Source organism: Paenibacillus sp. NPDC057934 (assembly GCF_042887565.1).
Classification (GTDB): Bacteria; Bacillota; Bacilli; order Paenibacillales; family Paenibacillaceae; genus Paenibacillus_AQ.
The window spans coordinates 274,355-298,062 of the sequence record NZ_JBHVPB010000010.1 but is presented as its reverse complement, the minus strand read 5'-3'; the positions used below and the strand labels follow the sequence as shown (position 1 = coordinate 298,062).

Annotated in this window: 20 protein-coding genes; 8 read left to right on the top strand and 12 right to left on the bottom strand. The window is 47.8% G+C overall.

From position 1 onward, the window contains the following. Positions 1-61: 61 nt before the first annotated feature. Both ACFVRY_RS23320 and ACFVRY_RS23315 read right to left on the bottom strand, forming a co-directional pair. Positions 62-2,050, bottom strand: coding sequence for a HAMP domain-containing methyl-accepting chemotaxis protein (locus ACFVRY_RS23320; RefSeq protein WP_387502681.1), 1,989 nt, complete (start codon positions 2,048-2,050; stop codon positions 62-64). Positions 2,051-2,312: 262 nt separating this feature from the next. Then, positions 2,313-2,708 carry a Fur family transcriptional regulator gene (locus ACFVRY_RS23315; protein ID WP_066379244.1) on the bottom strand — a complete coding sequence of 132 codons (396 nt, stop codon included), beginning with the start codon at positions 2,706-2,708 and terminating at the stop codon, positions 2,313-2,315. Between the two features lie 186 nt (positions 2,709-2,894). On the opposite strand from ACFVRY_RS23315, the gene ACFVRY_RS23310 reads away from it, so the two are divergent. Continuing rightward, on the top strand, positions 2,895-4,037 hold the full coding sequence (locus tag ACFVRY_RS23310) for a GGDEF domain-containing protein (RefSeq protein ID WP_387502680.1): 1,143 nt from the start codon (positions 2,895-2,897) through the stop codon (positions 4,035-4,037). Here the strand turns inward: ACFVRY_RS23310 and ACFVRY_RS23305 are convergent. The 3 genes from ACFVRY_RS23305 to ACFVRY_RS23295 are packed head-to-tail and all read right to left on the bottom strand — an operon-like array spanning position 4,030 to position 7,599. Next, positions 4,030-5,127, bottom strand: coding sequence for a Ger(x)C family spore germination protein (locus ACFVRY_RS23305; RefSeq protein WP_387502679.1), 1,098 nt, complete (start codon positions 5,125-5,127; stop codon positions 4,030-4,032). The genes ACFVRY_RS23310 and ACFVRY_RS23305 overlap by 8 nt on opposite strands. Continuing rightward, positions 5,124-6,233, bottom strand: coding sequence for a GerAB/ArcD/ProY family transporter (locus ACFVRY_RS23300; RefSeq protein WP_387502678.1), 1,110 nt, complete (start codon positions 6,231-6,233; stop codon positions 5,124-5,126). Before ACFVRY_RS23300 ends, ACFVRY_RS23305 begins: the two co-directional genes overlap by 4 nt. Continuing rightward, on the bottom strand, positions 6,226-7,599 hold the full coding sequence (locus ACFVRY_RS23295) for a spore germination protein (RefSeq protein WP_387502677.1): 1,374 nt from the start codon (positions 7,597-7,599) through the stop codon (positions 6,226-6,228). Before ACFVRY_RS23295 ends, ACFVRY_RS23300 begins: the two co-directional genes overlap by 8 nt. A gap of 159 nt (positions 7,600-7,758) precedes the next feature. On the opposite strand from ACFVRY_RS23295, the gene ACFVRY_RS23290 reads away from it, so the two are divergent. The 6 genes from ACFVRY_RS23290 to ACFVRY_RS23265 all read left to right on the top strand — a co-directional run bounded on the left by ACFVRY_RS23290 (position 7,759) and on the right by ACFVRY_RS23265 (position 13,454). Then, positions 7,759-9,315: an FAD-dependent oxidoreductase gene (locus tag ACFVRY_RS23290; RefSeq protein WP_387502676.1), complete on the top strand. Its 1,557-nt coding sequence runs from the start codon at positions 7,759-7,761 to the stop codon at positions 9,313-9,315. 125 nt (positions 9,316-9,440) lie between these two features. Beyond that, positions 9,441-10,160 carry a 3-ketoacyl-ACP reductase gene (locus tag ACFVRY_RS23285; protein WP_387502675.1) on the top strand — a complete coding sequence of 240 codons (720 nt, stop codon included), beginning with the start codon at positions 9,441-9,443 and terminating at the stop codon, positions 10,158-10,160. Between the two features lie 51 nt (positions 10,161-10,211). Then, positions 10,212-10,523: an antibiotic biosynthesis monooxygenase gene (locus tag ACFVRY_RS23280; RefSeq protein ID WP_379466514.1), complete on the top strand. Its 312-nt coding sequence runs from the start codon at positions 10,212-10,214 to the stop codon at positions 10,521-10,523. A gap of 1,216 nt (positions 10,524-11,739) precedes the next feature. Next, positions 11,740-12,174 carry a hypothetical protein gene (locus tag ACFVRY_RS23275; protein WP_066379282.1) on the top strand — a complete coding sequence of 145 codons (435 nt, stop codon included), beginning with the start codon at positions 11,740-11,742 and terminating at the stop codon, positions 12,172-12,174. Between the two features lie 304 nt (positions 12,175-12,478). After that, entirely contained in the window at positions 12,479-12,619 is a 141-nt protein-coding gene (locus tag ACFVRY_RS23270; protein WP_387502674.1) for a hypothetical protein, read from the top strand. Positions 12,620-12,872: 253 nt separating this feature from the next. Further along, positions 12,873-13,454: an IS3 family transposase gene (locus tag ACFVRY_RS23265; RefSeq protein WP_387502722.1), complete on the top strand. Its 582-nt coding sequence runs from the start codon at positions 12,873-12,875 to the stop codon at positions 13,452-13,454. Positions 13,455-13,675: 221 nt separating this feature from the next. Here the strand turns inward: ACFVRY_RS23265 and ACFVRY_RS23260 are convergent, their stop codons facing one another. Beyond that, positions 13,676-14,074, bottom strand: a complete 399-nt coding sequence (locus ACFVRY_RS23260) for a hypothetical protein (RefSeq protein ID WP_066378509.1) — start codon at positions 14,072-14,074, stop codon at positions 13,676-13,678. 751 nt (positions 14,075-14,825) lie between these two features. Between ACFVRY_RS23260 and ACFVRY_RS23255 the strand changes: the two genes are divergently transcribed. Continuing rightward, the gene (locus tag ACFVRY_RS23255) at positions 14,826-15,794 is read left to right on the top strand and encodes an IS4 family transposase (protein WP_066378506.1); all 969 of its coding nucleotides are present in this window, start codon (positions 14,826-14,828) and stop codon (positions 15,792-15,794) included. A gap of 373 nt (positions 15,795-16,167) precedes the next feature. Here the strand turns inward: ACFVRY_RS23255 and ACFVRY_RS23250 are convergent, their stop codons facing one another. The 6 genes from ACFVRY_RS23250 to ACFVRY_RS23225 form a co-directional block, all read right to left on the bottom strand. Next, positions 16,168-16,338 (bottom strand): hypothetical protein, encoded by a 171-nt coding sequence (locus ACFVRY_RS23250; protein WP_387502673.1) that lies wholly within the window; start codon positions 16,336-16,338, stop codon positions 16,168-16,170. A 32-nt stretch (positions 16,339-16,370) separates the two neighbouring features. After that, on the bottom strand, positions 16,371-16,778 hold the full coding sequence (locus ACFVRY_RS23245) for a hypothetical protein (RefSeq protein WP_066378500.1): 408 nt from the start codon (positions 16,776-16,778) through the stop codon (positions 16,371-16,373). A gap of 298 nt (positions 16,779-17,076) precedes the next feature. Beyond that, positions 17,077-19,293, bottom strand: a complete 2,217-nt coding sequence (locus ACFVRY_RS23240) for an MMPL family transporter (RefSeq protein ID WP_387502672.1) — start codon at positions 19,291-19,293, stop codon at positions 17,077-17,079. A 322-nt stretch (positions 19,294-19,615) separates the two neighbouring features. Then, the gene (locus ACFVRY_RS23235; protein ID WP_387502671.1) at positions 19,616-21,514 is read right to left on the bottom strand and encodes an ABC transporter ATP-binding protein; all 1,899 of its coding nucleotides are present in this window, start codon (positions 21,512-21,514) and stop codon (positions 19,616-19,618) included. After that, positions 21,511-23,271: an ABC transporter ATP-binding protein gene (locus ACFVRY_RS23230; protein ID WP_387502670.1), complete on the bottom strand. Its 1,761-nt coding sequence runs from the start codon at positions 23,269-23,271 to the stop codon at positions 21,511-21,513. The genes ACFVRY_RS23235 and ACFVRY_RS23230 overlap by 4 nt, the downstream gene beginning before the upstream one ends. Then, positions 23,264-23,704 (bottom strand): MarR family winged helix-turn-helix transcriptional regulator, encoded by a 441-nt coding sequence (locus ACFVRY_RS23225; RefSeq protein WP_387502669.1) that lies wholly within the window; start codon positions 23,702-23,704, stop codon positions 23,264-23,266. Before ACFVRY_RS23225 ends, ACFVRY_RS23230 begins: the two co-directional genes overlap by 8 nt. Between the last annotated feature and the right edge of the window lie 4 nt (positions 23,705-23,708).

The window sequence follows — 23,708 nt, the reverse complement described above, 5'->3', positions numbered from 1 at the left end:
ACCCTGTTATTTTGCTTATCAGTATACTTGTAAATACCAGGAGATGGAAAGAAGGATTTGACTACCCCCGATCATCCAGCTTGAAGCGACTCGCCAGCTTTTGCAGCTCTTCGGCCAGATGGCTGAGATCCGCGGACGATGAGGCGATCTCCTCCACAGAAGCCAGTTGCTCCTGTGCGGCCGCGGATATCGTCTCTGTGCTGACAGCAGCTTCACCGGTGATCAGGCGAATTTCGGCAATTGCCTTCTCCATGCTGTCTGTTTCTGAAGTGAGTGTACGGACAGCTCCACCCATAACTTCGATTTTATCCGCAGCACCCTTAACCGCTCTGCGGATACGCGAGAAAGATCGGCCCGTCGTGTCAACGGCCAGAATCCCTTCCGACACACGCTCTTTGGCAGCTTCCATTGCAATTGTAGCCTGCGTTATTTCCCCATTGATGGAACTGATCTGATCGGCAATTCGTGTCGCCGATTGCTCTGATTCCTCCGCCAGCTTGCGCACCTCTGCGGCCACAACAGCGAAACCGCGGCCCTGCTCGCCTGCCCTTGCAGCCTCAATGGAAGCATTCAGCGCCAGCAAGTTGGTCTGACGGGCAATCCCCTTCATGATCCCCACGACGCCGCTGATCTGATCAGTACGGCTATTGAGCTGATCGATCACGCCGCCAAGCTCTTCTACCGTCTCGTGGATGCCATTGATTTTGTCCACGACACTAATGACCGAATCGCCACCTTCCGAGGCGGACAACGAGGTCTTATCCATCATTGCTGACACCTGCTCCATAACCTCCGAGATCCCCATCACTTCATTAGCCGTGGCTGCCGTACTCTCCATACCTTTATGTACGCTGTTGACCTGGCGCTCCATTCCTCCCGCTACCTCCTGGATCGCGATAGTCACATGTTCGATAGCCTTAGTGGTCTGCTCTGCATTCGCAGTCAATTCCTCAGCAGAAGAAGAGACGTTGTCCGTCATCTCCTGTACACCAATGATCATGCTTCGCAGATTGACCACCATAGACTGGAAATTTCCAGCCAGCACGCCGACCTCATCCATTCGGAACCCATCGATATCCTTCGACAAATCACCCTCGGCGATCACCTCTGTAGCCTTTCTCAATCGGCGAAGTGGCTGAAGTATGGAATGAACATTAATATAGATAAGCACCAGCGCCACTAAAACAGAGCCAATGATAACCATCGTGGCAGTAGCCCGGATAGGCGATGTTACATCATTGACCTCGTCCATGCTGATCGTGCCCCCGATTCTCCAGCCCGTCAGTTCGTTGACCATAAAAATCATCTTCTTGTTATTATCCTTATAAACGTAATCGAAGGAGCCTGACTCCTGTTCGAACATTTTCTTCACAAAATCAACACCCGATTCTGCACCAATCGTCTCTGTAGGGTGGACCAAGAACTTCTTACTGCTGTCCAAGATAAGGATATAGCCCCCCTTCCCCACCTTAAGACTTGTCAGCTTGCTAAGCTCGGCCAAATTGAGATTCAGGGCCACAACACCATCGCCGTTCTCCAATACAGCGGAGATGGCAATGACATTTTCTTTGTCGGCCGATTGGAAAGCCGGGGAGATGACCACCCCTTTACTGTTCTTCAACGCATTGACATAGGAATTCTCCTTGCGTGGATCATAATCATCAGGCAGCTTGGACTCGGAGGCATGTAATGCCTTGGCCCGACTTGTCCCCACATAAATATCGAGTACATCGGAATGCAGCGCCGCATATTCCTTTAATCTGGTCTGGACCCCCGAAGATACCTCGCCATTTGCTTCGCTATTAATATTACCCGCCTTCAGTTGTCTGGCAAAGTATTCAATATCATTAATTTTGGACTGTATGTTGGCATTAATGATGCTGTTGACCGTTCCTACGCTCTCCTTCGCATTGTTAATCAATTGATCCTCCACTTCATGACTGGCCGATTGATAAGTCTGCCAGCCAATGATCATGCTTGGCACCAGCAGCACAAGCATGTAGGTGGCAACAAGCTTCGTACGGATGGAAATAACCGTATTTTTGTTCATGAGGTGTGATCACTCTCTCTTTCTTCTCTTTCTTCTGGGTCTTAAGTAGGCATATCTGCCGAAGTTAACAGCAACTTTATGTATATAAGTATAATTCAGCTTAAACGACCGCTTTTCCTTCTCAGTCCCTTGAATATTCTCACACATTTCTTCATAATTCTCATATAAAAAGCCGAAAAAGACCGCTTTTTTGAAAACGGTCTTTTCTTATATCTTCTATAAAGCAGAACACAAAAAAACAAGGACGAAAGTCCCTGTTTTCTTAATTCGTTCTTTTCCCTTTGCAAGTTGGGCAAATTCCGCCGAAAACGACATGGGCGTGCCCAATGGTATAGCCTGTTTCGCTAGCAACTTCGTTTATCCATTCCTCCGGAACGTGACTCATTACTTCATCCACCGCCCCGCACACCTCGCATATAATATGCTGATGATCATCCATCCGGGCATCATATCGGCTTGCCGATTCGCCGAGCTTAAGCTCCTGGATCAGCTTCTTATCGGATAGATAGCGAAGGGAGTTATATACTGTGCCATATGCAAGATTGTGTCCCTGTTCCACCAGACGGTTCATTACCTCCGCAGCAGTTGGGTGATCATGCGAATTCCGAACAATATCGTAAACGGCTTGCCGTTGAGAAGTCAGATTAAGGTTTCTCATTTCGATCATCCTCTTATTTATTTTTAGATCAAGTATAAGTATTAAAGCCGATGCGGTCAATAACAATAGGCGGGGCTCTAATATATTTTATATAGCCATTTTCGCAAAATTCGCTAAAATGGACTTATCTATTCATTGAATCCAATGGATTTAGCCAATTTTCCATGCAAGGGGCCCTTGAAAGTTATGCTGATCGACCTGCTTACCAGCTTGTTTACTAATTTCTGTATTCTCGTTACATTCGTCTTCCTCTCCGGCAGTCTTTCCAAGCGATACAACTTTTTGGGCCGTAAAATGTCGCCCCTCGCAGGCATAGTCGCCGGATTGATCTTCGGGCTCTTCGGCATCATTCTAATGAGCTACTCGTTCCCTATTGGACCGAATACCTACGCGAATCTGCGGCATCTGGCTATTATTATTGCAGGTGCTTATCTCGGCTGGCTTCCTGCTGCTGTCTGTGCTGTCCTTCTGGCCGTCAGTCGGCTCCTCTTCTATGATATTACATACAATTCTCTTTCCGCCGCCTTTTCCTTGCTGCTCTGCGGCGCCTGCTGCAGTTGGATCGCGCTTAAGCCTTGGACACGGCTACGCAAAATGACCATCAGCAATCTGGTCACGATGGGTCTCGTATTTGCTCTGCTGCTTAACAATCTGGACGGTTTCCAAGCGGTCATGCAGGTCTTTCCAATAGAACTGGCAGCCTCTCTTGCTACAGGCCTTATCATCTATTATGTTGCGGAGTATATCCAGCGCTCCAATGAATTGTTCAACCAGCTTGAGGTACGGGCCACGACCGATTTTCTAACCGGACTGAATAACCGGCAGCAATTCCAGCGGCATTTGGAGAGCGAGTTGCTCCGGGCAGCGCAGCAGCGAGAGAGTTTATCCATGCTTGCGTTGGATATCGATCATTTCAAGACCATTAACGATACGTATGGACATCCAGCAGGCGATCAGGTACTGATTCAGCTTGCCCAGCGGCTGATCGGAGCTACCCGGCCTCAGGATATTGTTTCTCGCAATGGTGGCGAGGAATTTTCGGTGCTACTACCCATCTGCACGCTGCAAGAGGCCGGGATAGCTGGCGAACGGATCCGTGCAGCTGTAGAACAAGACTTGTTCCTTTTGCCAGACGGACAGCGGATCCCCGTTACCATTTCCGTCGGTGCAGCTTGCTGCCACCCTGATTATAATGAAGCTATCAGTCGCCTGCTGACTCAACACGCCGACCAAGCGCTCTACCGGGCCAAGAATTCGGGGCGGAACAAGGTCTGCTACGAACCCCCTTACTCCCACGCGAACGAATCCTATGAGAGCCAGCTTATTTAATCATGCCAGAATATTTGACATCCACATCTACCAGCGTTTTAAATTCCAGATTCGGATAAATAGCCTTCCAGTCCCTCATCTCCGTATCATTGTTGAAATGTCTTGAGGCGTAGCGCAATCCCCAGCCAAACGGGTCCAGTCCGCTTCGTTGAATTTTGACCAGAAGCTTCTCAATCCCCTTCCTCAGCTCTTCTTCCCCAGCCTTGGAGATCTGCTGAAGGATCTGATGAGTGACCATATCCTGAGAGCTGCTCTCTTCGAGAATACCCAGAATCTTCACCTTGTATTGAATGTAAGGCTTTCCCCCTTCAGGGGTAAGAATCCGATAACTTGCGGATGTGCCCTCCGTATAGTATTGGTACATCCCCCCTTTGTAATGAGCTGGCAGATTGGTCCGCAGCTCCCGGCGTGTCAGCAGATTGAACAGTCTGGTTTCTTCGGGAGAAAGGATGTGACGGATTTTCTGTTTATCGAGTAGAGCGATCTTGTTAATCAGAAATTGGTCTGTTCCTTGAGATTCAATAATCGGAAGAGTGGGATCTATGCCCACCTCAAAAACATTTTTCATTAGCTGATAGGAATATACACTGGCGATAAAAGGCGACTCCGTCCCTTCCCCGCTCATCGCCATGATGAGGGAATTAGAAGGAATATGCTCCGACTGAGGCTTTATATTCAGCACTTTCAGCGCCTCCGGTCTGCCCACGCCAAAGTTCAGAATCAACTGGATATCCCTGCGCCGCACAGCCCAGTCCATAACATGGCGAATATCTTTTTCCGCAAGCTTTTCGCCTATAATGATTGATTTGCAATGCACGTAATCCAATTCCTTCTCCACTCTGGATTTCATCATACGGAGCGCTTCCGAGATGCTGTAGGATTCTTCCGTCAATATCTGCATTTTCTCATCAATCTTAGTAATATCCCCCTGCGGTACGGCCAGCTTCAGACTAACCTTAAGGTTACCTTCTTTCTCTCCAGGGTCGATCCCCATGGCAACCACGAATATTCGCCGGTCGATATCCTTGAAATCACATCCAGCCGTCAGTATTAACAGTATCGTTATTAGCAAAAAACCTGCTTTCTTCACGGATTCCGCCTCCTGGCCTTCCGCATTTTTATAACGCAGTAGAACAGTGTCGCTATCATCGACATTTCTCCAAGCCAGCGGATCTGCAGAAACCACTCAGCCAGTCGGTTAAGCTCATATTGGTCCATGAACATCAACAGCAGGGTAGCCACACAGAACAGCCCCAGGATGATCCATTCTTTCCACAGCTTCGCTTTGGAAGAATTTTTGTCTGCGAATGGCATAATACTCTTGAACAGCTCCAGCCCCACGTGCCAGTGTACGATCACACTCATGATGGATAGGGTCATGTAGGCAAAATAAAAAATAAACAGCATCCGCTCAATCAAAAACGTCTCGATCCGAATGCTGTCAGCGGTTGAGAACCAAGTGTATACATGACGTTCGACTCCAATCGTTCCGAAATAGCCGATAGGCACCAGAAACGTCATTAATAGCACAATCAATCCTTCCACAGCGATTAGCCAGACATGCCGGAGCTTGATTTTGTGAAAAATCCGGTTGAAGATGGCCAAATTGATATAGCCGCTGAACAAAAAAGTACCGGCAGCCATACTCTTGATATCCGGTTTATGCCAGATAAACGTCATAATCTGCAGCACAGAGTCCCAACTGAAATTAGGGTTGGTCAACGCTTTTACACTCGCATACAGAATTAGAGGCAAGGTGATGCCCAGGATTACCTCGAGCCCGTATAACAAGGACAGCCCATCAACTCGACAGCAAAGACAAACCAGAATTAGAAACCCGATAACTACCGGATAAGCCCCTGTATCCGGGCTGATAAATCGCAAGGTGATGTCCACGAATGAGAGCAAGGTGATCACCCCGGCTACATACCATAACACTGCGTAGATCAAGAGCATCGGTGTCGACACAAGCCTCGGCATAAGCGAATTGAAGATTTCCGGGATTCCCTTGCCAGGGAACTTGTCCATCAATTTGGTAAACACATAGACAAATGTTGTACCGATTGGCACCGCAATTAGGATCGACATTAATGCTCCGTCAAAACGTCTGTCCATCAGCTCTCTGGGCACAAAGTTAATAATATTGATCAGACTATTCATCAGAAAGAGACAGTAGAAATAGCGGCTTTTAACCATCAGTGCCCCCGCCTTTCTTGAATTTACGGAAGCTGATGTTGTCCATGAAGAAGAGTCGGAAATAGGGCTGGCCGAAACTCCGTTGGCTGCATAGATAAATCATCAAGCCGACCAAGCAGGATACAACGCCGACCAGACCCAGGAAGGCAGCGGCAATCACGAAGAAATATTTCAACACACGAACCGAGAAGCTCATCATATTCAGTGGGATCAGAAAGTTCGAAATGGCGACTGCGGAGACTAGAATGATCATAATATTGCCGACCAGACCGGCTTGCGTGGCCGCCTGACCCAGAATCAGACCGCCAACCGTGGTCGCCGTTGGACCGATCGCCCGAGGTAGCCGAATACTCGCTTCTGTCAGGAATTCCATCATGATAAGCATGATCAGAACTTCCACAAAAGAAGGATAAGGCACAGTTGCGCGACTTCCTGCCACAAGCAGCGCAATCTGCACCCGGATGATCTCTGGATTGTAAGAGGTAAACGCGACATATAGAGCCGGAAGCCACAGCGTCATCGCTACCCCGATGACCCGTAGAAGCTTCAGGAATCTTCCTACAAAGGGAAACTGGATTTTGTCGTCCATTGCAGTAAAGAAGTCATTGAAGATGGAGGGCAACACAATAGCGTAGCCTGTAGTATCCATCATCAGCGCCACTTTGCCTTCGGAGAGGTTAAACACTACGCGGTCCGGTCGCTCCGTCACAATGGTCTTGGGGAAAATCCTCAGCTTGTCGCTGCTTAAATACTTCTCAAGCTCGCCTGTAGCCTGCAGAATATCCACCCTCAAGGTCTGGAGCTTTTCTTTGACCTCAGCCAGCACGTCATGATTTACACGGCTCTCATCATATAGAATGGCCATCTTGGTCCGTGACAGATTGCCAATCAGCATCGATTCCATTTTTAGTTGCGAGGATTGATAGCGTCGCCGCACCATATTGAGATTGACCGCCAGATTCTCGGTGAATCCGTCAGACGGTCCCTGGGTCACACTCTCTGTGATGGTCTCCGACACAGCGCTGTTCTCGGCATGTAAAACATCAAAGAAATAGAGCTGGTCCAGAATACCTACAGCAGCATAACCGCTCAGCAGCAGTTCCAATGCCCGCTCACCCGTCGTCGCCTCTTCGCTACCTGGGTAGGTACGAATGTAATCCTTATAAGCTTCGTTGTCCTCCATCTCATAGAACGGAGCAATAATACCGTGGCTGATCTTAACTGAATCTGTAATACTCTTGATAAAGACCAGTCGGGCATCACCAGTAGGCGCAAGCAGCTGCTTATCCTCCAGATCTGCGATATTTTCCAGCTTTCCTGTGATCCATTCCAGAGAAGCAGCATGCTTCTGCGGTTGTTCTGACACTCTGGGTCCTCCCTTCTCTGGTTCCATTTTACGAAGATGTGTCCTTATTTTGGCATCATCGCCCGCAAATCATGCACCACACTCTGAACTGAAGTTTCTTTTTCCCATGTTGTGGTAATAATTGAACAACGTAACGCAAAAGTAGGGAGGGATCAGAGCATGAATCCAGAGAACCGGCTTACGGCTAATTTGCCGCAATTTCCTGAATCGTTATGGCGGGATACTGTCGATGTACCATCTTTCCCGCGACTGAACGGGAATCACCAAACAGACGTCGCGGTAGTAGGAGGGGGAATCACCGGGATCACGACGGCCTACCTGCTCTCCAAAGCCGGCTATAAGGTAACTTTACTGGAGGCAGGAACCATCCTTAATGGAACGACCGGATTTACCAGCGCCAAAATCACTGCCCAGCACGGACTGATCTACCACGATCTCTTAGAGCACTTTGGAGAGGAGCAGGCAGGCCTCTACTATAAATCCAACAACGAAGCCATGGAGTGGATGATCCGTACCGCACAAGAACTACATCTGTCCTGCGGAATGACACGGGATGATGCCTTCCTGTATGCTGATGCCGGAGACGACAAGACACGGGTACAGCTTGAAAAAGAATTCGAAGCTTATCAGAACCTGGGGTTGCCGGGAAAATGGCTGGATGCAGTCTCTCTCCCCCTCCGGGCAGAAGGAGCCATTACCTTACCGGGACAAGCCCGCTTTCATCCCCTGCAATATTTGCTGGGGCTACTTCAGGTCTTTCTTAAAAACGGCGGTACAGTGTACGAACACACAACCATTGCTGAAAAAGTAGAGAACAGCGGCAAGGTTACGCTTTTCACAGAGCAGGATCAGCATGCAATTACCTGCAGTCACGCCGTCTCCGCTTCCCACTTCCCCTTCTATGACGGTGGGGCGCTCTACTTCTCACGCCTGCATGCGGAACGCTCTTACTGCTTGGTTATTCAGCCCGAAATGCAGTTCGAGGGCGGGATGTATCTGAGTGCCGGGCAGCCTACCCGCTCCTTGCGGGCCGTGGAATGGGAGGGCCGCAAGCTAGTGATTGTCGGCGGAGACAATCATAAGACAGGCCAAGGGATATGCACCTTTGCCCACTATGAGAACCTGGAGAGGTTCGCGGGACAGTTGCTGGGGATTAAGGCAATGCCTTACCGCTGGTCGGCCCAGGACCTGATTACCCTCGATAAAGTTCCTTATATTGGAAAAATAAAGGGCGATAAGGAGATCTATATCGCCACCGGCTTCGGGAAATGGGGGATGACCAGCGGCACCTTGGCAGCACGGATCATTGCTGATCAAATCCAGGGCAAGGAAAACCCCTACACAGAGCTGTACAATCCCTCACGCTTCAAGGCAAATCCTGGCATCAAGAACTTCATTGTGCAGAACGCCAATGTCGCCAAGGAGCTTATCGCAGGCAAGGTCGAGATCATCCACAAGAAGACCAAGGATCTCAAGCGGGATGAAGGAGCGGTTGTATTTCATGATGGGAAGCGTGTCGGGGCGTACAGAGACCTGGAAGGTCACCTTCATCTGGTCGACCGGACATGCACCCATCTGGGTTGTGAGTGTGAGTGGAATAACGGAGAACGGACCTGGGATTGCCCCTGCCATGGCTCTCGCTTCTCCTACGATGGCGCCGTGCTGGAAGGACCGGCCACGCTGCCACTGGGCACGATCAGCCCGAAGACCCCGTGAGCATCGGGTACCTGAGGCAAGCATGGCGACGCTACCAACTGGAGCGGCGTGCTTGTCTTTGCCGGCTCAGGTATAATTGAAGCGGAAGCTGTTATCTATTCTTTAAAAGGACGTGAAGCGAAGTTATGGATCTGAGAGGAAAAAGCGTTGTAATTACCGGCGCAGGTAAAGGGATTGGGAAAGCATTGGCCCTTGCGCTAGCCAAAGAGGGAGCTAACCTCGGCCTGATCTCCAGAACATCGGGCGATTTGGAGGCCTTGAAAGCCGCATTGACGGAAGTCTACGACGTCAAAGTCAGCATGGCCGTTGCCGACATTTCCGTACAGGAAGAAGCAGAACGGGCTGTTGTTTCACTCCAAAATGACCTTGGCGCTTTCGATGCGCTTATTAATAACGCCGGGGTTGCCCAATTCGGTACATTTGTGGAAATGGACCCTGTGGACTGGAGACGCCACATTGAGGTCAATCTGTTCGGTGTCTACTATGTTACCAGAGCTGCACTGCCAGCCATGATTGAGCGCAGCAGCGGCAATATCATCAACATCTCGTCCACAGCGGGCGAACGCGGATTTGCTACAGGCTCTGCCTACTGTTCCTCCAAGTTCGCGCTGATGGGCATGACAGAATCGCTGGCTCAGGAAGTGCGCAAGCACAATATCCGGGTCACTGCGCTGACGCCAAGTACGGTCAACACTCCACTGGCTGAGAACGCAGGTCTGAAGATTGGTGACGAAGACCGTATGATGCAGCCGGAGGATGTAGCTGAACTGACTATTGCTGCCCTGAAGCTGCCGGATCGCGTCTTCCTCAAGACCGCCGGTATTTGGACCACGAACCCGCAATAAATAGTCTGTATCTTATTCGCTCACTCATACTATCTTAGGGAGGTTCATTGCATGCTAGTAGTTACGAATACGATTAAAGTCAAGGAAGGCCATGGCGCCGCTATGGCCCAGCGTTTTGCAGGTTCAGGCGGCGTACAGGACATGCCGGGCTTTGTGCGCATGGAAGTATGGCATGGCAGTGCCAAGGAAGGCGTGGAGGAATTAAAGATCTGTACCGTGTGGGAGAATGAAGAGAGCTTCAAGGGCTGGACCTCCAGCGAATCCTTCAAGCAGTCTCACCGCGGTGCCGGCGGCAGTGACGTTATTCTCGGCGCCTCGCTCGACAAGTACGAGCTGCTGATCAGCCGTACGCCAGGGAACTAGTACACCTTAATGCTAGTGGTTGTTGGTGAGCTATTGGTTGATACGAGCGTACTAGTGGTTGATATAAGTGTGCTAGTGTCGATATGATCTACTGGTATTTGATATGGCTGAAAAAGGCCATTATGAGCCATCTCTAGTGCTACAATTATCATTGTGTTCAAGTGAAACTAAGTAGCCTAACCCCCTTAAACATAGGAATCAGGCTGCTTAGTTTTTGTCTTTGGATAGCTGTATATGACCGACCTAAGATCTGAGTAAGCGCCTCGGCCGTCACTACGATGGCTTATTTAGGCTTCCGATCGCTGTTAACTCCAGCTTTGTTTATTAACCCTGATAGCGCCTAAAATCGAGAAGCAGCTCATATTTTCGACGTGAGCTTTCCTCTGAAGACCTTTCAGGCGAGCGTCTCACTCCTACAATCCCTAACTTTCTCCTTCGTTCCTCCCCATCTTCTTGTTGTGTCAGTAGAAAAAGAGTGCACCCATCGCTTCCAAAGGGCAGGGGAATATAACGGCATTTTTGCACCTTAAATTGGCTGCATCTAGGCGTCGAATTCAATTAAGGTCATTTTTGCGATTAGAATAAATAGTGGACACTCGTTAATTTTAGGGTTTGTAATTCCAAGCTGAACTTCGCTTTTCTCACCTTTTTATAAGGATTATAGAAATATCTCCGCTTTTTATAAACCACTCACTACTTGCCTCTGGCTAAACCAAAAATAAGAGGGCTAAATCTTCATTACTTCAATAATCCGCTATATTCACGAAGACAAACAAAAAAAACAGCACTCATATGAGCTGCCTTTAAGCTATTACCTTTCTTGCGAAACTTCCAAAGCTTTTGTTCCCACATTGGTTCCCTACCATCTTGTGAACAAACGAAACCTAGTAATCCTTGGTACATAAGGATTTTATTTTTCTCTAGGTCAGAGGTCCTTAGCGTTGTAAATTCGCGCTTTGCTGGCGGTACTCCTTTATGAGGATTGCTATATTTAATGGTCGATTATTTACTGGTTTTGAAGTGCCAGAAGATCACTATCACAACGCTATCAAGCGTATTAAAGAAGAGGATTCCTCATAATGAAGAACTCAACTCTGACGAAACGAGTCGAGAATAGAGTTATATAAAGTATTTACAGTAATAATTTTCTATGGTATTGTATATACACAAATCCATAATATGGATTTAAATTATAATAACTGGAGGGAATTATATCATGAATCTTAAGTCCATTTTCAAAGGAGTAGTGTCATCGGCTCTTGCAGTTAGTCTAATTACTGGAGTTAGTACTTTACCGACTTTTGCGCAGTCGACTGAAAGTTCGTCGGAAAATTATGCAACTGAAGATGGAGTAATTAAGCCTTTTGACATGGATGTTTCAAGTGGCAGTTATTCAGGAACAGGATTTTCGACTACATACAAATTATCAAGTGCTAATGGGAAAACAGTAAATTTCTGGATTAAAAATACTGGCGATGTAAGCGTGAAAATTACAATTAATGGAGGTTCTGAAACCACTTTCGCACCAGGTAAGAGTGGTCACATTAGTGCTTCAGTTGGTGTCTTCGCTAGCAATTATGTTTTTAAAGCTTCAGCAACGCCTAATGGTGGTAGTATTGGTATAGATTATAAGATTGCTCAAAGAGACTGAGGAAATACCCTAAATAGAAAAGTCGATTTCCTGTAAGTTAATGGTATTATCCCCTTTAAGTAGACACTCAAAAAAAACCTTGTGTTAACATGAGGAAACGAGTGAACTTGGAGGGGATTTTTGTATGGCAAAAAAGGGACAGATATTTCAAGCGTACACAGAAGAATTCAAAATGAAAGCCATTCAAACGTATCTAACGGGCTCAGAGAGTTATAAAGTCGTTGCAGGGAGATTAGGGATTAGGCACTGCACCCAGCATCGAAAGGGGGAGCCCCTCGATACGCGCAAGGGCCTATCAAGTCCTATGAAGGGACGTCCCCGTACGGCGTTTTCCAGCATCGAAGAAGAACGGGATTACTTGAAAGTACAGGTGGACTACTTAAAAAAGCGATATCCAAATCTGGTAACGGAGCGAAGCTTAGACTTCAAGATAACTACAAAGTAATTGAAGAACTCGTGACTTACATGGCATTACGCGCCTGTTAGCCGTTGCAGGGCTATCTAGGGCTAATTACTACAAGTGGCGAAATACACGTTCGCAAAGAACAGAAACACATACACGGAACCATGAGATCAAGGAGCAGATGCTAGCTATTCACTTGGCGCATCCTTATTTCGGATACCCACGCATGCGAACAGCCCTGTGAGAGGCTGGTTACCTCGTCAATCATAAGAAAGTATGGCGGCTCATGAAAGAGTTGTCGATCCAATCGGTGATTCGAAAGAAAAGGAATCGTTCCAACTATACACCTTCCGTGGTATATCCTAACCGACTGAAGAGACAATTTCATGCGACCTCTCCTCAACTGAAGCTCGTCACCGATATCACGTATATCTCGGATGGTACCCAATTTTATTATCTGTCCGCGATTCAGGATCTCTTTAACAACGAAATCGTCGCTTGGCAGCTGTCTGAGCGTAACGATGTAAAGTTAGTACTAGATACGGTAGAGCAATGGACACGAAAAAGAGACGTTTCAGAAGCCGTGCTCCATTCGGATCAGGGCTTCCAATATACGTCTCAAGCGTACAACACACGGTTAGAAGCATTCGGCGTTAAGGGCAGCCACTCTCGCAAAGCAACCTGCCTGGATAACGCGTGCATCGAATCCTTTTTTTCGCATCTCAAAACAGAGAAGTTGTACCTTCACCAGTGTAAGTCAGAAGTGGAAATTCATAAAGCCGTAGAGGAATACATCTATTTCTATAACTACCAACGGTTTCAGGCAAAACTCAAACAGCGCGCGCCGATTGAGTATCGGCACGCGCTGGCTGCTTAGCTTTTTTCATTTGTCTACTTGACAGGGGTATGACCATTAAGGGAAATCGATTTTTATTAATTTAGGTATTTATTTTCCTAGCTTTCATCTATGAGCATTTTGCATAAGCTCCTCAAGTCTATTACGTACTCTTTTTCACTCTATGTCTACACTGAATTACCAAATTACCATCTCGGATTCAGGAGACTTATAAAAAACTAAAAATATTTTAAGCATCAATTTTAATCTCTTTGAGCAATACGATAGTCTATACTAATTTTACCACCATTCGGCGTTGGTACAGCTTTAAATTTATATTCGCTACTTAAAGAACCAACTGGAGCACTAATGTGACCACTCTTACCTGGTGCGAGAGTTCTTTTCTGATCTCCATTAATTATGATTCTTACGCTTACATTCCCAGTATTTTTAATCCAGAAGTTTACTTTGTCCCCATTACTCTTTTTTAATGGGTATGTAGCCTGAAATTCAGTTCCTGAATAACTGCCACTTTTAGCTGCATAATCTTTCGTCGAACTTTCAGCCGACTCCGCAAAAGCAGGTATAATACTAGTTCCAGCAATTAGACAAACTACCAGAGCAGATGATACTACTCCTTTGAAAACGAACTTAAGATTCACGATCAAGCACTCCTTATTAAATTTATTTGTAACTATTCCGCCTTTAGATAGTTACTTTTTTAAAATTACATGTCTGTACATTCCTGTTTCCGTAGAGGTAGTTCCGTAACGGAGTGCCTCTATTTGTCCTGTCTGTCAAATAAGATCGTAACAGGCTGAACCGTTACAATTTTTTTAATCCTAGAAACACAAATCTTCTCCTGTATTATTTTTGTATTAAATAATATTTTATACATATATTACATTTAATTATATAGTAAAAAAGTACCAGTCTGAACTTTTTTAGATCTGGATTTTTCAAGTTTCGATTCCGGCTGCTGACGAACTAAACCGTTTCGCTCTAATGGACAAGCACATATATACTTACCCGAAGAAAAAGATGGTTTATATTTGTGATTTTCATTTCACAGATGCGTTTCTGAAATCCATGTTTTGATTCAAGTGTTCCTTTCATATGATTATAAACGCGATTTCCGACGTTTCCACTCTCTCCAATATAAAGGACGTCCCCCGAATATCAAAAAGAACATACACTCCCGTCTAAAGTTAAGACTGCAAAAGAGTATGATCTCCCTCACTCGATTAGGCGGCTATCCCGCCGCACTGCTGCGGCAGCCGTCTTTTATCAAAAAAAGAGAAATATAAGGTACAAAAATGTAGGCCTGTTGATTAGCCAAAAAAAGGTAGAAAAAAAGCCGCCCGTTCGTTACAGTGTTTGTACCCCTACAAACAGTGGAAACGAGGCGACTTCATGAAAAATTCTACTTCATTATCGAATATCCTTCAATCGTTTATTCCAGAAGAAAAGGTGTTAGCGATTCTGAAGGAGTTCAATTACATCGATGTCGCTCGAAAGTTCACCGTCTATTCCCTGTTTCTTTTCTTGGCGGAGGCTGCGTTCCAAGGGTGGGAAGGCTATCGAGACGGGGAGCAGCGTATGCATGGCGTTGGACTCCAGAAAGTTGATCATTCGACCCTCTCCAAAAAAGCCAAAGATGTTCCTTTTGAATGCTTCAAACAATTGTTACATCTCTTGACCCAGCAATGCAACCGGGAAACGAAACGCTGCCTTGGTATCCCGACGGAATTACTGATCGTCGATTCCACGCAGATCACCGTGGGCCTGGGGCGACTTCCTTGGGCGCCCTTAAAAGGTGAAAAAGCAGGAGTTAAGCTCCATGTCGCCCTCACCGGAGACGAAGGTGCCTTGCACCAGGTGACCGAAACGCTTGGGACAGAACATGAAATCCATAGCGCTGCCGACTTGGTAGACCCCAGGTTTATTTTGGTTGCCGATCGGGCCTATAGCAAGCACGAGGTATTCGACCGTTACCAGGAGGCGAAAAATAGTCAATCTTTTGTGATTCGAATCCGGGAGAATACTCACTTTCATGATCCGATTCCAAGGGAACGGAAGACTTCTTTTGGCGGAACGATTACACAGGATTTAACCTGCCAGTTAGGAAGGCTGAAGTCCCTGACCCGGAATCGGTTTCGAGTAGTGGTTCTGACCGATCCGAAAGGGAAACCCGTCCTTTTAGCTACCAACCTGCATTGGCATTCGGCTGAAAGCATCGCTGAAATCTATAAAAACGCTGGCAAATCGAAGTGTTTTTCCGCTGGATTAACAGCATCTAAACATTCCGAAGTTGTTCGGAACCACGCCGAACGCGGTATATGGCCAGTTGTATGTGGCCTTACTTGTTTATGTTTTGCTTAAAATCCTGTTTGGCGAAGGTCAAAAAGTCGTGCATTGGAGCGCAAAATTAACATTTGCCGATTTCGCACGATTATTAAGTTTACAAACCTTGTCGTTAGAGTGGAGGATTCATTTAAATAAATTCTGGATTTAAACTCATAATTTAGCTAATCAACATGTCTAACAAAAATGCCCTTAGTTGGGCATATGTAGATTTTTTCATCACCAAGAAAGTCTGGGACAACCGTAGCTGTTTATTCTAGTTGCAACTACGACCGTAGCTTCAGATTTCACCGGGGAGATACCGAGTCTGCGCTTTGAATCATAATATATCTACTCGATGAGGCCGACTCATTTCGCTGTTCACCTTTTTATACTGATAAGGCGACCTCTGCTAAAGCTTACCTTTTGATAAAACATACTCTTTCAAGTCTTTAAACTCCTCTTTGTTTTCCTTTACCCACCGTATTTCATCAGTTGCTGTAAAGGACTTTGCTTGAGCACCTGGAATAAAAGACTGAACCACGGGAAAAAGCTCCGTTTTCCCAGACTCTACCTGATCCATAATAAATGGTACAGCAGGTACACCTAACTTTTTTAATAAAGCAAGCTTTTGGTCTTAGACAAATCAGAATTTGCGATTTTTTCAACTTCTTCAGGAAGGGTGCTAAGCTTTTGTTTCCATTCCGAAAAGTTATCTCCTGAAGCCCAAGTTGTACTCTGATCTTCTTTAAGGTTAATCTTCGAGATTTCCTCAATGGCAGCTGCAAAAATGTAATCAAAAAGGTTGCTTCCTTCGCTCTCATCCATTTTCTTTTCCAATATGGGGAGAGCATCCGTCCCAAGATTTACAATATTCGAATATGCCGCACTATTTTTGAGGTAATCATAAGGATTACTGCTTATGGCAAGCTCAGTTTTATTAGCAGCTTCAGTTTGTAACTGTTCTACTAATCCATCAAGATTCTCATCAATTTGTTTCTCAACAGATGCATCTGCAGTCATTGCATAAATAGAAGTCGTAACAGCGAAACCGAGAGCGCAAATGCCGACAAATAACCACCATCACGAGCTGCGTAGCCCCTGAATTGAGACATAGAAAGATGTAGAGCTAACCTTCCTACATTAAACTGCAATATGCACGCCCAGAAGATGATGAACTCAGCGAATGGGATATAAAAAAAGCTGACGAGGATGTCCTCGACAGCTTAAGACTTACCAATGAATCTCCCCCTTAGTCGTGGGGAGCATAGCAAATTCATAAACGCATCATTTATTTTGGCTTCTTAGGTCGAACTCTGCCTTATTCGCCACTCGCAGGCTGCGTCTCCGCCACTTCCACATGCTTCTCCGGCCAGAAGGCCAGCCGACCGAATAGCAAGGTAATGGCCGGCACGAGGAACGGGCGTACCACAAAGGTATCCAGCAGAACTCCAAGGGCTGTGATAATACCAAATTGCACAAGCACCTGAATTGGCAGCGTAGCTAGCACGCCAAAGGTCCCCGCCAGGATGAGACCGGCCGAAGTAATGACGGAGCCCGTCTCGTTGACACCCTCCGCAATCGCTTGCTTCAAGGGCATAACCTTTCGCTTTTTCCATATGTTCGAGATCATGAAGATGTTGTAGTCCTCGCCAAGCGCCACAAGGAACACAAAGGAATAGAGTGGAATCGCTCCCTGAATGGCCTCTGCGCCCAGGACATAGTGAATAATGATCCATCCCAGTCCAAGCGCGGAGAAGAAGGACAAGATTACAGTTCCCACTAGATAGATGGTAGCGATGATTGAACGTAAATAAACGAGCAGCAGCAAGGTGATCATTCCGATAACCACGGGAATAATGAGATCCATATCCCGTTCACCGGTCGCTCTATTGTCATACTGTATTGCCGTCTGGCCGCTAATCCACACCTTACCTTCAGGGTGCGCAACCCCCACATCTACAAGCGCCTGCTCTCCCGTCGCCCGTAGCGCCGGAATATGGCTCATAGCCTCAAGCGAGTAAGGATTGCTCTTAAATTCAATATCGAAGCCGAGGATATCCTTATTCACCGCGCCAGGCTGGGGGTCAGAAACCTTACCCACATAAGAGAGTGCGCCCAGGACGACTTTAAGATCTTCGCCATCTGCCTTACCTTGGGTATCGATCATCAGTTTGGCCGGAGCTAACTCACCAGGCGAGAACTTTGTGCCAATAAGTTCAAACCCCTGGCGGGATTCCATATTCTTCGGAAAAGAAGACAGAATATCATACGTGAACTTAATCCCGCTGGAGAAGGAAGCCAGCACACCAAGCAGCAGTATCGTCACGCCCACGATGGCCCACGGACGAGCAACCACCAGCTCACCGATGCCTTTTCTGTGGGATACCCGCGGCTGTGGTGCCGGCTTGCCCTTAGCTTTTGCCCGTTCTGCTTCCATTTGCGGTGTACGCGGAGTAAATGGATAGAATGAGGCCCGGCCAAAGATCGCTAGCAACGCCGGAACCAGTGTCAGACTGGCGATACCCATAATAAAGATTGCCAGACTGAAAGGAACCGCAAAGCGATGGTACGCCCCGAACTTCGCCAGCAGCAATGCGAATAGTGCCAGCACCACAGTGAAGCCGCTCATGGCAATTGCCCCGGAAGAATCCGTAATTGCATGCAGCAGGGCACGGCCCTTACTCTCCTCGCTCTTCAACAATTGACGGAACCGGGAGATCAGGAAGAGGCAATAATCCGTGCCTGCTCCGAATAGCAGGACGGTCATGATCGAGATGGCTTGCGAGTCTACGGTGATCCAGTCTTCCTGAGCCATTTTGCCCAGTATAGGTCCCGTAACCCCATAAGCGAAGCCCACCGCAACCAGCGGAATGATCGCCAGAATCGGTGAACGATAAATGATCAGCAGAAAAATAAGTACAAGAAGAACGGTTGCAATAAGCAAGGATACATCGGCGTTCTTGAACAAACCGCTGGCATCGATCGAGATGCCTACAGGTCCAGTGACGCGCAGACTTAACCCACTATCAGCTGTATCGGCTGCTGTCGGATCACCGCCAGTTTCCGTGCGGATGATCCCCTTGAGGTCCGTCACCGCTTCTTTAAGCTGTCCGCTGTCTGCCGAAGAATCGAAGAGTACTGGGGTCACCAGCGTACTGCCGTCCTCCGAGAGTGAAGCTTGAAGCGCCTGCGGGGGGATTTTCCCCAGGGGCGGCACGAAATTCTGATACGGCAGCGGTTGCTGCTCCAATGTATTGTAGATGGCTCCGATATGTACCAGATCCTCCGGAGATATTCCACCTTCCCGGTGCCACACCAATAAGGCCGGAACACCGCTGCCGCCCGGGAATTCTCTTCCCGCAACGACTTCCGCCCGAACCGATTGTGCTTTCTCCGGCAGATTGGGGGCGTTGTTCGCCACCTGTGAATTCACAGCAGGCCATAGCATGTTAAGGAGGCCGACTACTACAATCCACACAAGAAGCGTGATCCACTTACTTTTGCTGCCTGCAACCCATTTCCCGTAGCCTGACATCTATTTCATCCTCTCTGCAGAGCCTGCGGAACGCAAAATGAACCGCGGGTCATTTTTATATTCATATCATACACGCTGACCTGCCTAAATACCATCCGTGATTTCATGCATCCAGCACTACTTATACAATAAAAAAAGCCGCGCAATTGCGCGGTTTAAACTACGGAATAAGCGGCATACCCTGCAGCTTCTACACGGCCTAGGACCGCATGAAGCCGGGCCTTGCCCTGACAGACAAGTGCCCCTCACCACCGCATACTACGTACGGAGATGAGGGGCACTTTAAGGCCGCTAACCGTTATGACATTCCCCGCGGTTAGCCTCAGCTAACTTCTGGAACAGCTTCCTCGGAGAACTGACTGTTGTAGAGATCCGCATAGAAACCATTCTGCGCCATCAGTTCTTCATGGTTGCCTTTCTCAATGACACTTCCCTTGTTCATAACCAGAATCAGGTCTGCATCACGAATTGTGGACAGGCGGTGAGCAATGACAAAGCTTGTTCTACCTTCCATCAGCGTATTCATCGCTTTCTGGATCTGCACCTCGGTCCGGGTGTCGACGCTACTTGTAGCCTCATCCAGAATGAGGATGGACGGATCGGCCAGGATAGCCCGGGCAATCGTCAGCAGCTGCTTCTGGCCTTGCGAGATGTTAGAGGCTTCTTCGTTCAGCACCGTATTGTACCCGAGTGGTAGGGTGCGGATAAAGTGGTCTGCATGCGCTGCCTTAGCCGCACGCACCACATCAGCTTCACTGGCACCCTCACGTCCGTAGGCAATATTGTCACGGATCGTACCATTGAAGAGCCAGGTATCCTGAAGCACCATTCCAAATTTGCTGCGCAGATCACTACGCTTCTGATCCGTAATGTCAACACCGTCAATGAGGATTTGGCCATCGTTCAGCTCATAGAAGCGCATCAGTAGATTGATCATCGTGGTCTTGCCGGCACCGGTCGGTCCTACAATCGCGATCGTCTGACCCGGACTGACCTCAATATTCATATCCTCAATAAGAATAGCATCCTCTTTATATCCAAACTTCACATGGCGGAATTCCACGGCGCCTTCTTCGCCCACAGCTTGGTGTTTCACAGCGGCCGTCTTCTCAGGAACTTCCTCTTCTTCGTCCAACAGCTCGAATACCCGCTCTGCGGAAGCAACTGTGGACTGAATGATGTTGGCAATGTTCGCCGTTTGCGTGATCGGCATGGTGAACTGTCGTGAATACTGGATAAAGGCCTGGATATCCCCAACATCAATCATTTTCTTGGTAACAAAAATACCGCCAACTACGCAGACAAGCACATAACCCAGGTTCCCGATAAAGGTCATTAGTGGCATAATCATACCTGACATGAACTGGGCGCGCCAGCCGGAATTGTAGAGATCATCGTTAATTCCGTTAAAGTGGCGAAGAGATTCCTTTTCACGGCCGAAGGCTTTGATAATACGGTGTCCGGTATACATTTCTTCTACGTGTCCGTTCAACTGCCCAAGTGATTTTTGCTGCCTGATAAAATAGGTTTGTGAACGTTTCGTGATCCCTATGATCGCCACAAAACTGAGCGGCAGCGTCACCACTGTAATCAGAGTCAGCCAAGGACTGATCGTCAGCATCATGATAATGACACCGATAATAGTAACAATAGATGTTATCAGTTGAGTTAAGCTCTGCTGCAAGGTGGTACTGATGTTATCTACATCATTGGTAGCACGGCTGAGAATTTCCCCATGGGTTCTGGAGTCAAAATATTTCAGCGGAAGGCGTTCCAGCTTGAGATTGATCTGCTCACGCATATCATAGACAACCTTCTGGGCCACCCCGGACATAATATATTGCTGCAAATAGCTGAACAGGGCACTGAACAGATAAAGACCACCCAGAATCAGCAGAATATCATTAATATAGCCAAAATCAATAAAGGCTCCTTCTACACCCGTCAATTTTCCGTAGGCGCCTTCGAACAGCTTGGTCGTTGCTTTACCCATAATCTTTGGGCTTAAAATACTAAATACTGTACTGGCAATCGCCATTATAAAGATAACGATCAACTGCACCTGACGTGGGCGCAGGTAGCGAATCAGACGGCGGAGCGTACCCTTGAAGTCCTTGGCCTTCTCTGCTGGCAACATCATGCCAGGTCCGCCGCCAGGTCCACCAGGTCCCCGACCTCTTCCACCGCCCGGAAGTTTCATCTGGCTGTTCTTCTCACTCATGCTATTTCCTCCTCTGACAACTGCGAGGATACAATCTCGCGGTACACTTCACTGTTCTCCAGCAATTCCCGGTGCGTTCCCGTACCAGCGATTTTGCCTTCATCCAGCACAATAATCCGATCCGCATCCATCACCGTGCTGACCCGCTGAGCCACAATAAGCACCGTGGATTCTGTCGTCTCTCCTTTGAGAGCTGCACGCAGCTTGGCATCGGTCTTGAAATCAAGCGCCGAGAAGCTGTCGTCGAAGAGATATACTTCCGGTCTTCTGACCAGTGCACGGGCAATAGATAAACGCTGCTTTTGACCCCCAGAGACGTTATTCCCGCCCTGAGCAATTTCCGAATTGAATCCGTCCTTCATGGCCGATACAAAATCGAAGGCCTGTGCCACCTTGGCAGCATGGATAATCTCTTCATCGGTCGCATCCTCTTTACCGTACCGGATGTTCTCCGTAATCGTGCCAGTGAACAGCACAGCCTTCTGTGGAATATAGCCGATCTTGCTGCGCAGCTCTTCCTGAGTCATATCGCGAACATCGACGCCATCCACCCGCACGGAGCCTTCAGCCGCATCGTAGAATCTAGGGAGCAAACTCAGCATTGTGGATTTACCAGACCCGGTACCCCCAATAATCGCCGTGACTTCACCCGGCCGGGCGCTGAAGCTGATCCCAGACAACGCCGGCTGTTCTGCACCCGGGTAGGAGAAGCTGACGTTCTCAAATTCCACGTATCCGCGCAACCCATCGCGGCCATCACGCTTGGTCAATACGGCAGTATTGTCAAGCTCACTTGCCGACGGATCTAGAATTTCCGGCTTCATATCCAATACCTCGTTGATCCGTAGAGCCGATGCGGAAGCACGGGGAATCAGTACGAACATCATCGACACCATGATCAGCGAGAACATAATCTGCATGGCATATTGAATGAAGGCCATCAACGAACCCACCTGAAGATCACCGTCACCGATACGAATACCACCGTAATACAGAATGGCAATCATCGAAAAGTTCATAACAATCATCATGAGCGGCATCAGCCCAGCCATAATTTTATTCACCTTGATGGCTGTATCGGTCAGATCACGGTTGGCTTCCGTGAACCTTTTGTTCTCATGGTCAATCCGATTGAACGAGCGAATGACACGAATACCTGTCAGATGTTCTCTCAGCACAAGGTTGAGCTTATCCAACTTGACCTGTATCGCTTTAAACAACGGCAAGCCCTTCATGCCGATCAGGAAAATAGCACCCACAAGCAGCGGAATAACTACCACAAAGATCAGCGACAGCTTGGCATCCTCCGAGACCGCCATAATGATCCCGCCGATCATCATCATCGGTGCCGCGACCATCATCCGCAGCATCATGGTCAGAACGGTCTGTACTTGTGTAATATCGTTAGTCGTGCGGGTAATCAGCGATGCTGTACCCACCTTGTCGAACTCGTGGAGCGTAAAATTCTCTACATGATTGAACATTAGCGCTCGCGTATTCTTACCAAAGCCTGCAGCTATCTTGGCTGAGAAATAGCTGGCGATAATCGAACACAGCGCTCCGCCGGCAGCTACCAGCAGCATGAATCCGCCAATCCGCCAGATATAGCTACGGTCCTGGTGCACAATTCCCTTATCCACAATGTCAGACATCAGTGTAGGGAGATACAAATCGCCCATGGACTGCAGAAATACAAGGATTAGTACACCTATGACCGCTAGCTTAAAGGGCTTTAGTTGTCTTAGTAATTTAATCAAAGTTCTCATCTCCGTTCATTTGTAACCGATCGAAATCAGGTCGGGGGCTGCTCAGGGCAAACGCATGGACTTTCAACAGCAGATCACACAGCTGGTTGCTCTCCTCTTCGCCCAAGTATTCCACCAGCTTAATTAGCTCTTCATTCATATAGTCATGCACTCTTCGCGTGACCTTTTTTCCCCGCTCTGTTAATTGAATACGAACAGCCCTCCGGTCCTCAGGATCGGCCTGCCGCTCCACCATGCCCCTAGCCTCCAGACTATTGACTAACTGAGTGACCGTAGGAGCAGCCCATCCGAGGATACGTCCGATCTCCGAGACCTTCAGTCCCTGCTCACTGGAATGCCGATGTTTGCGAATGCATATCATCAAAGTCATCTCACTTGGCTTATTGCCCTCGACCGTATGCTGCCATTGGACTTTGTGCAACATGCGT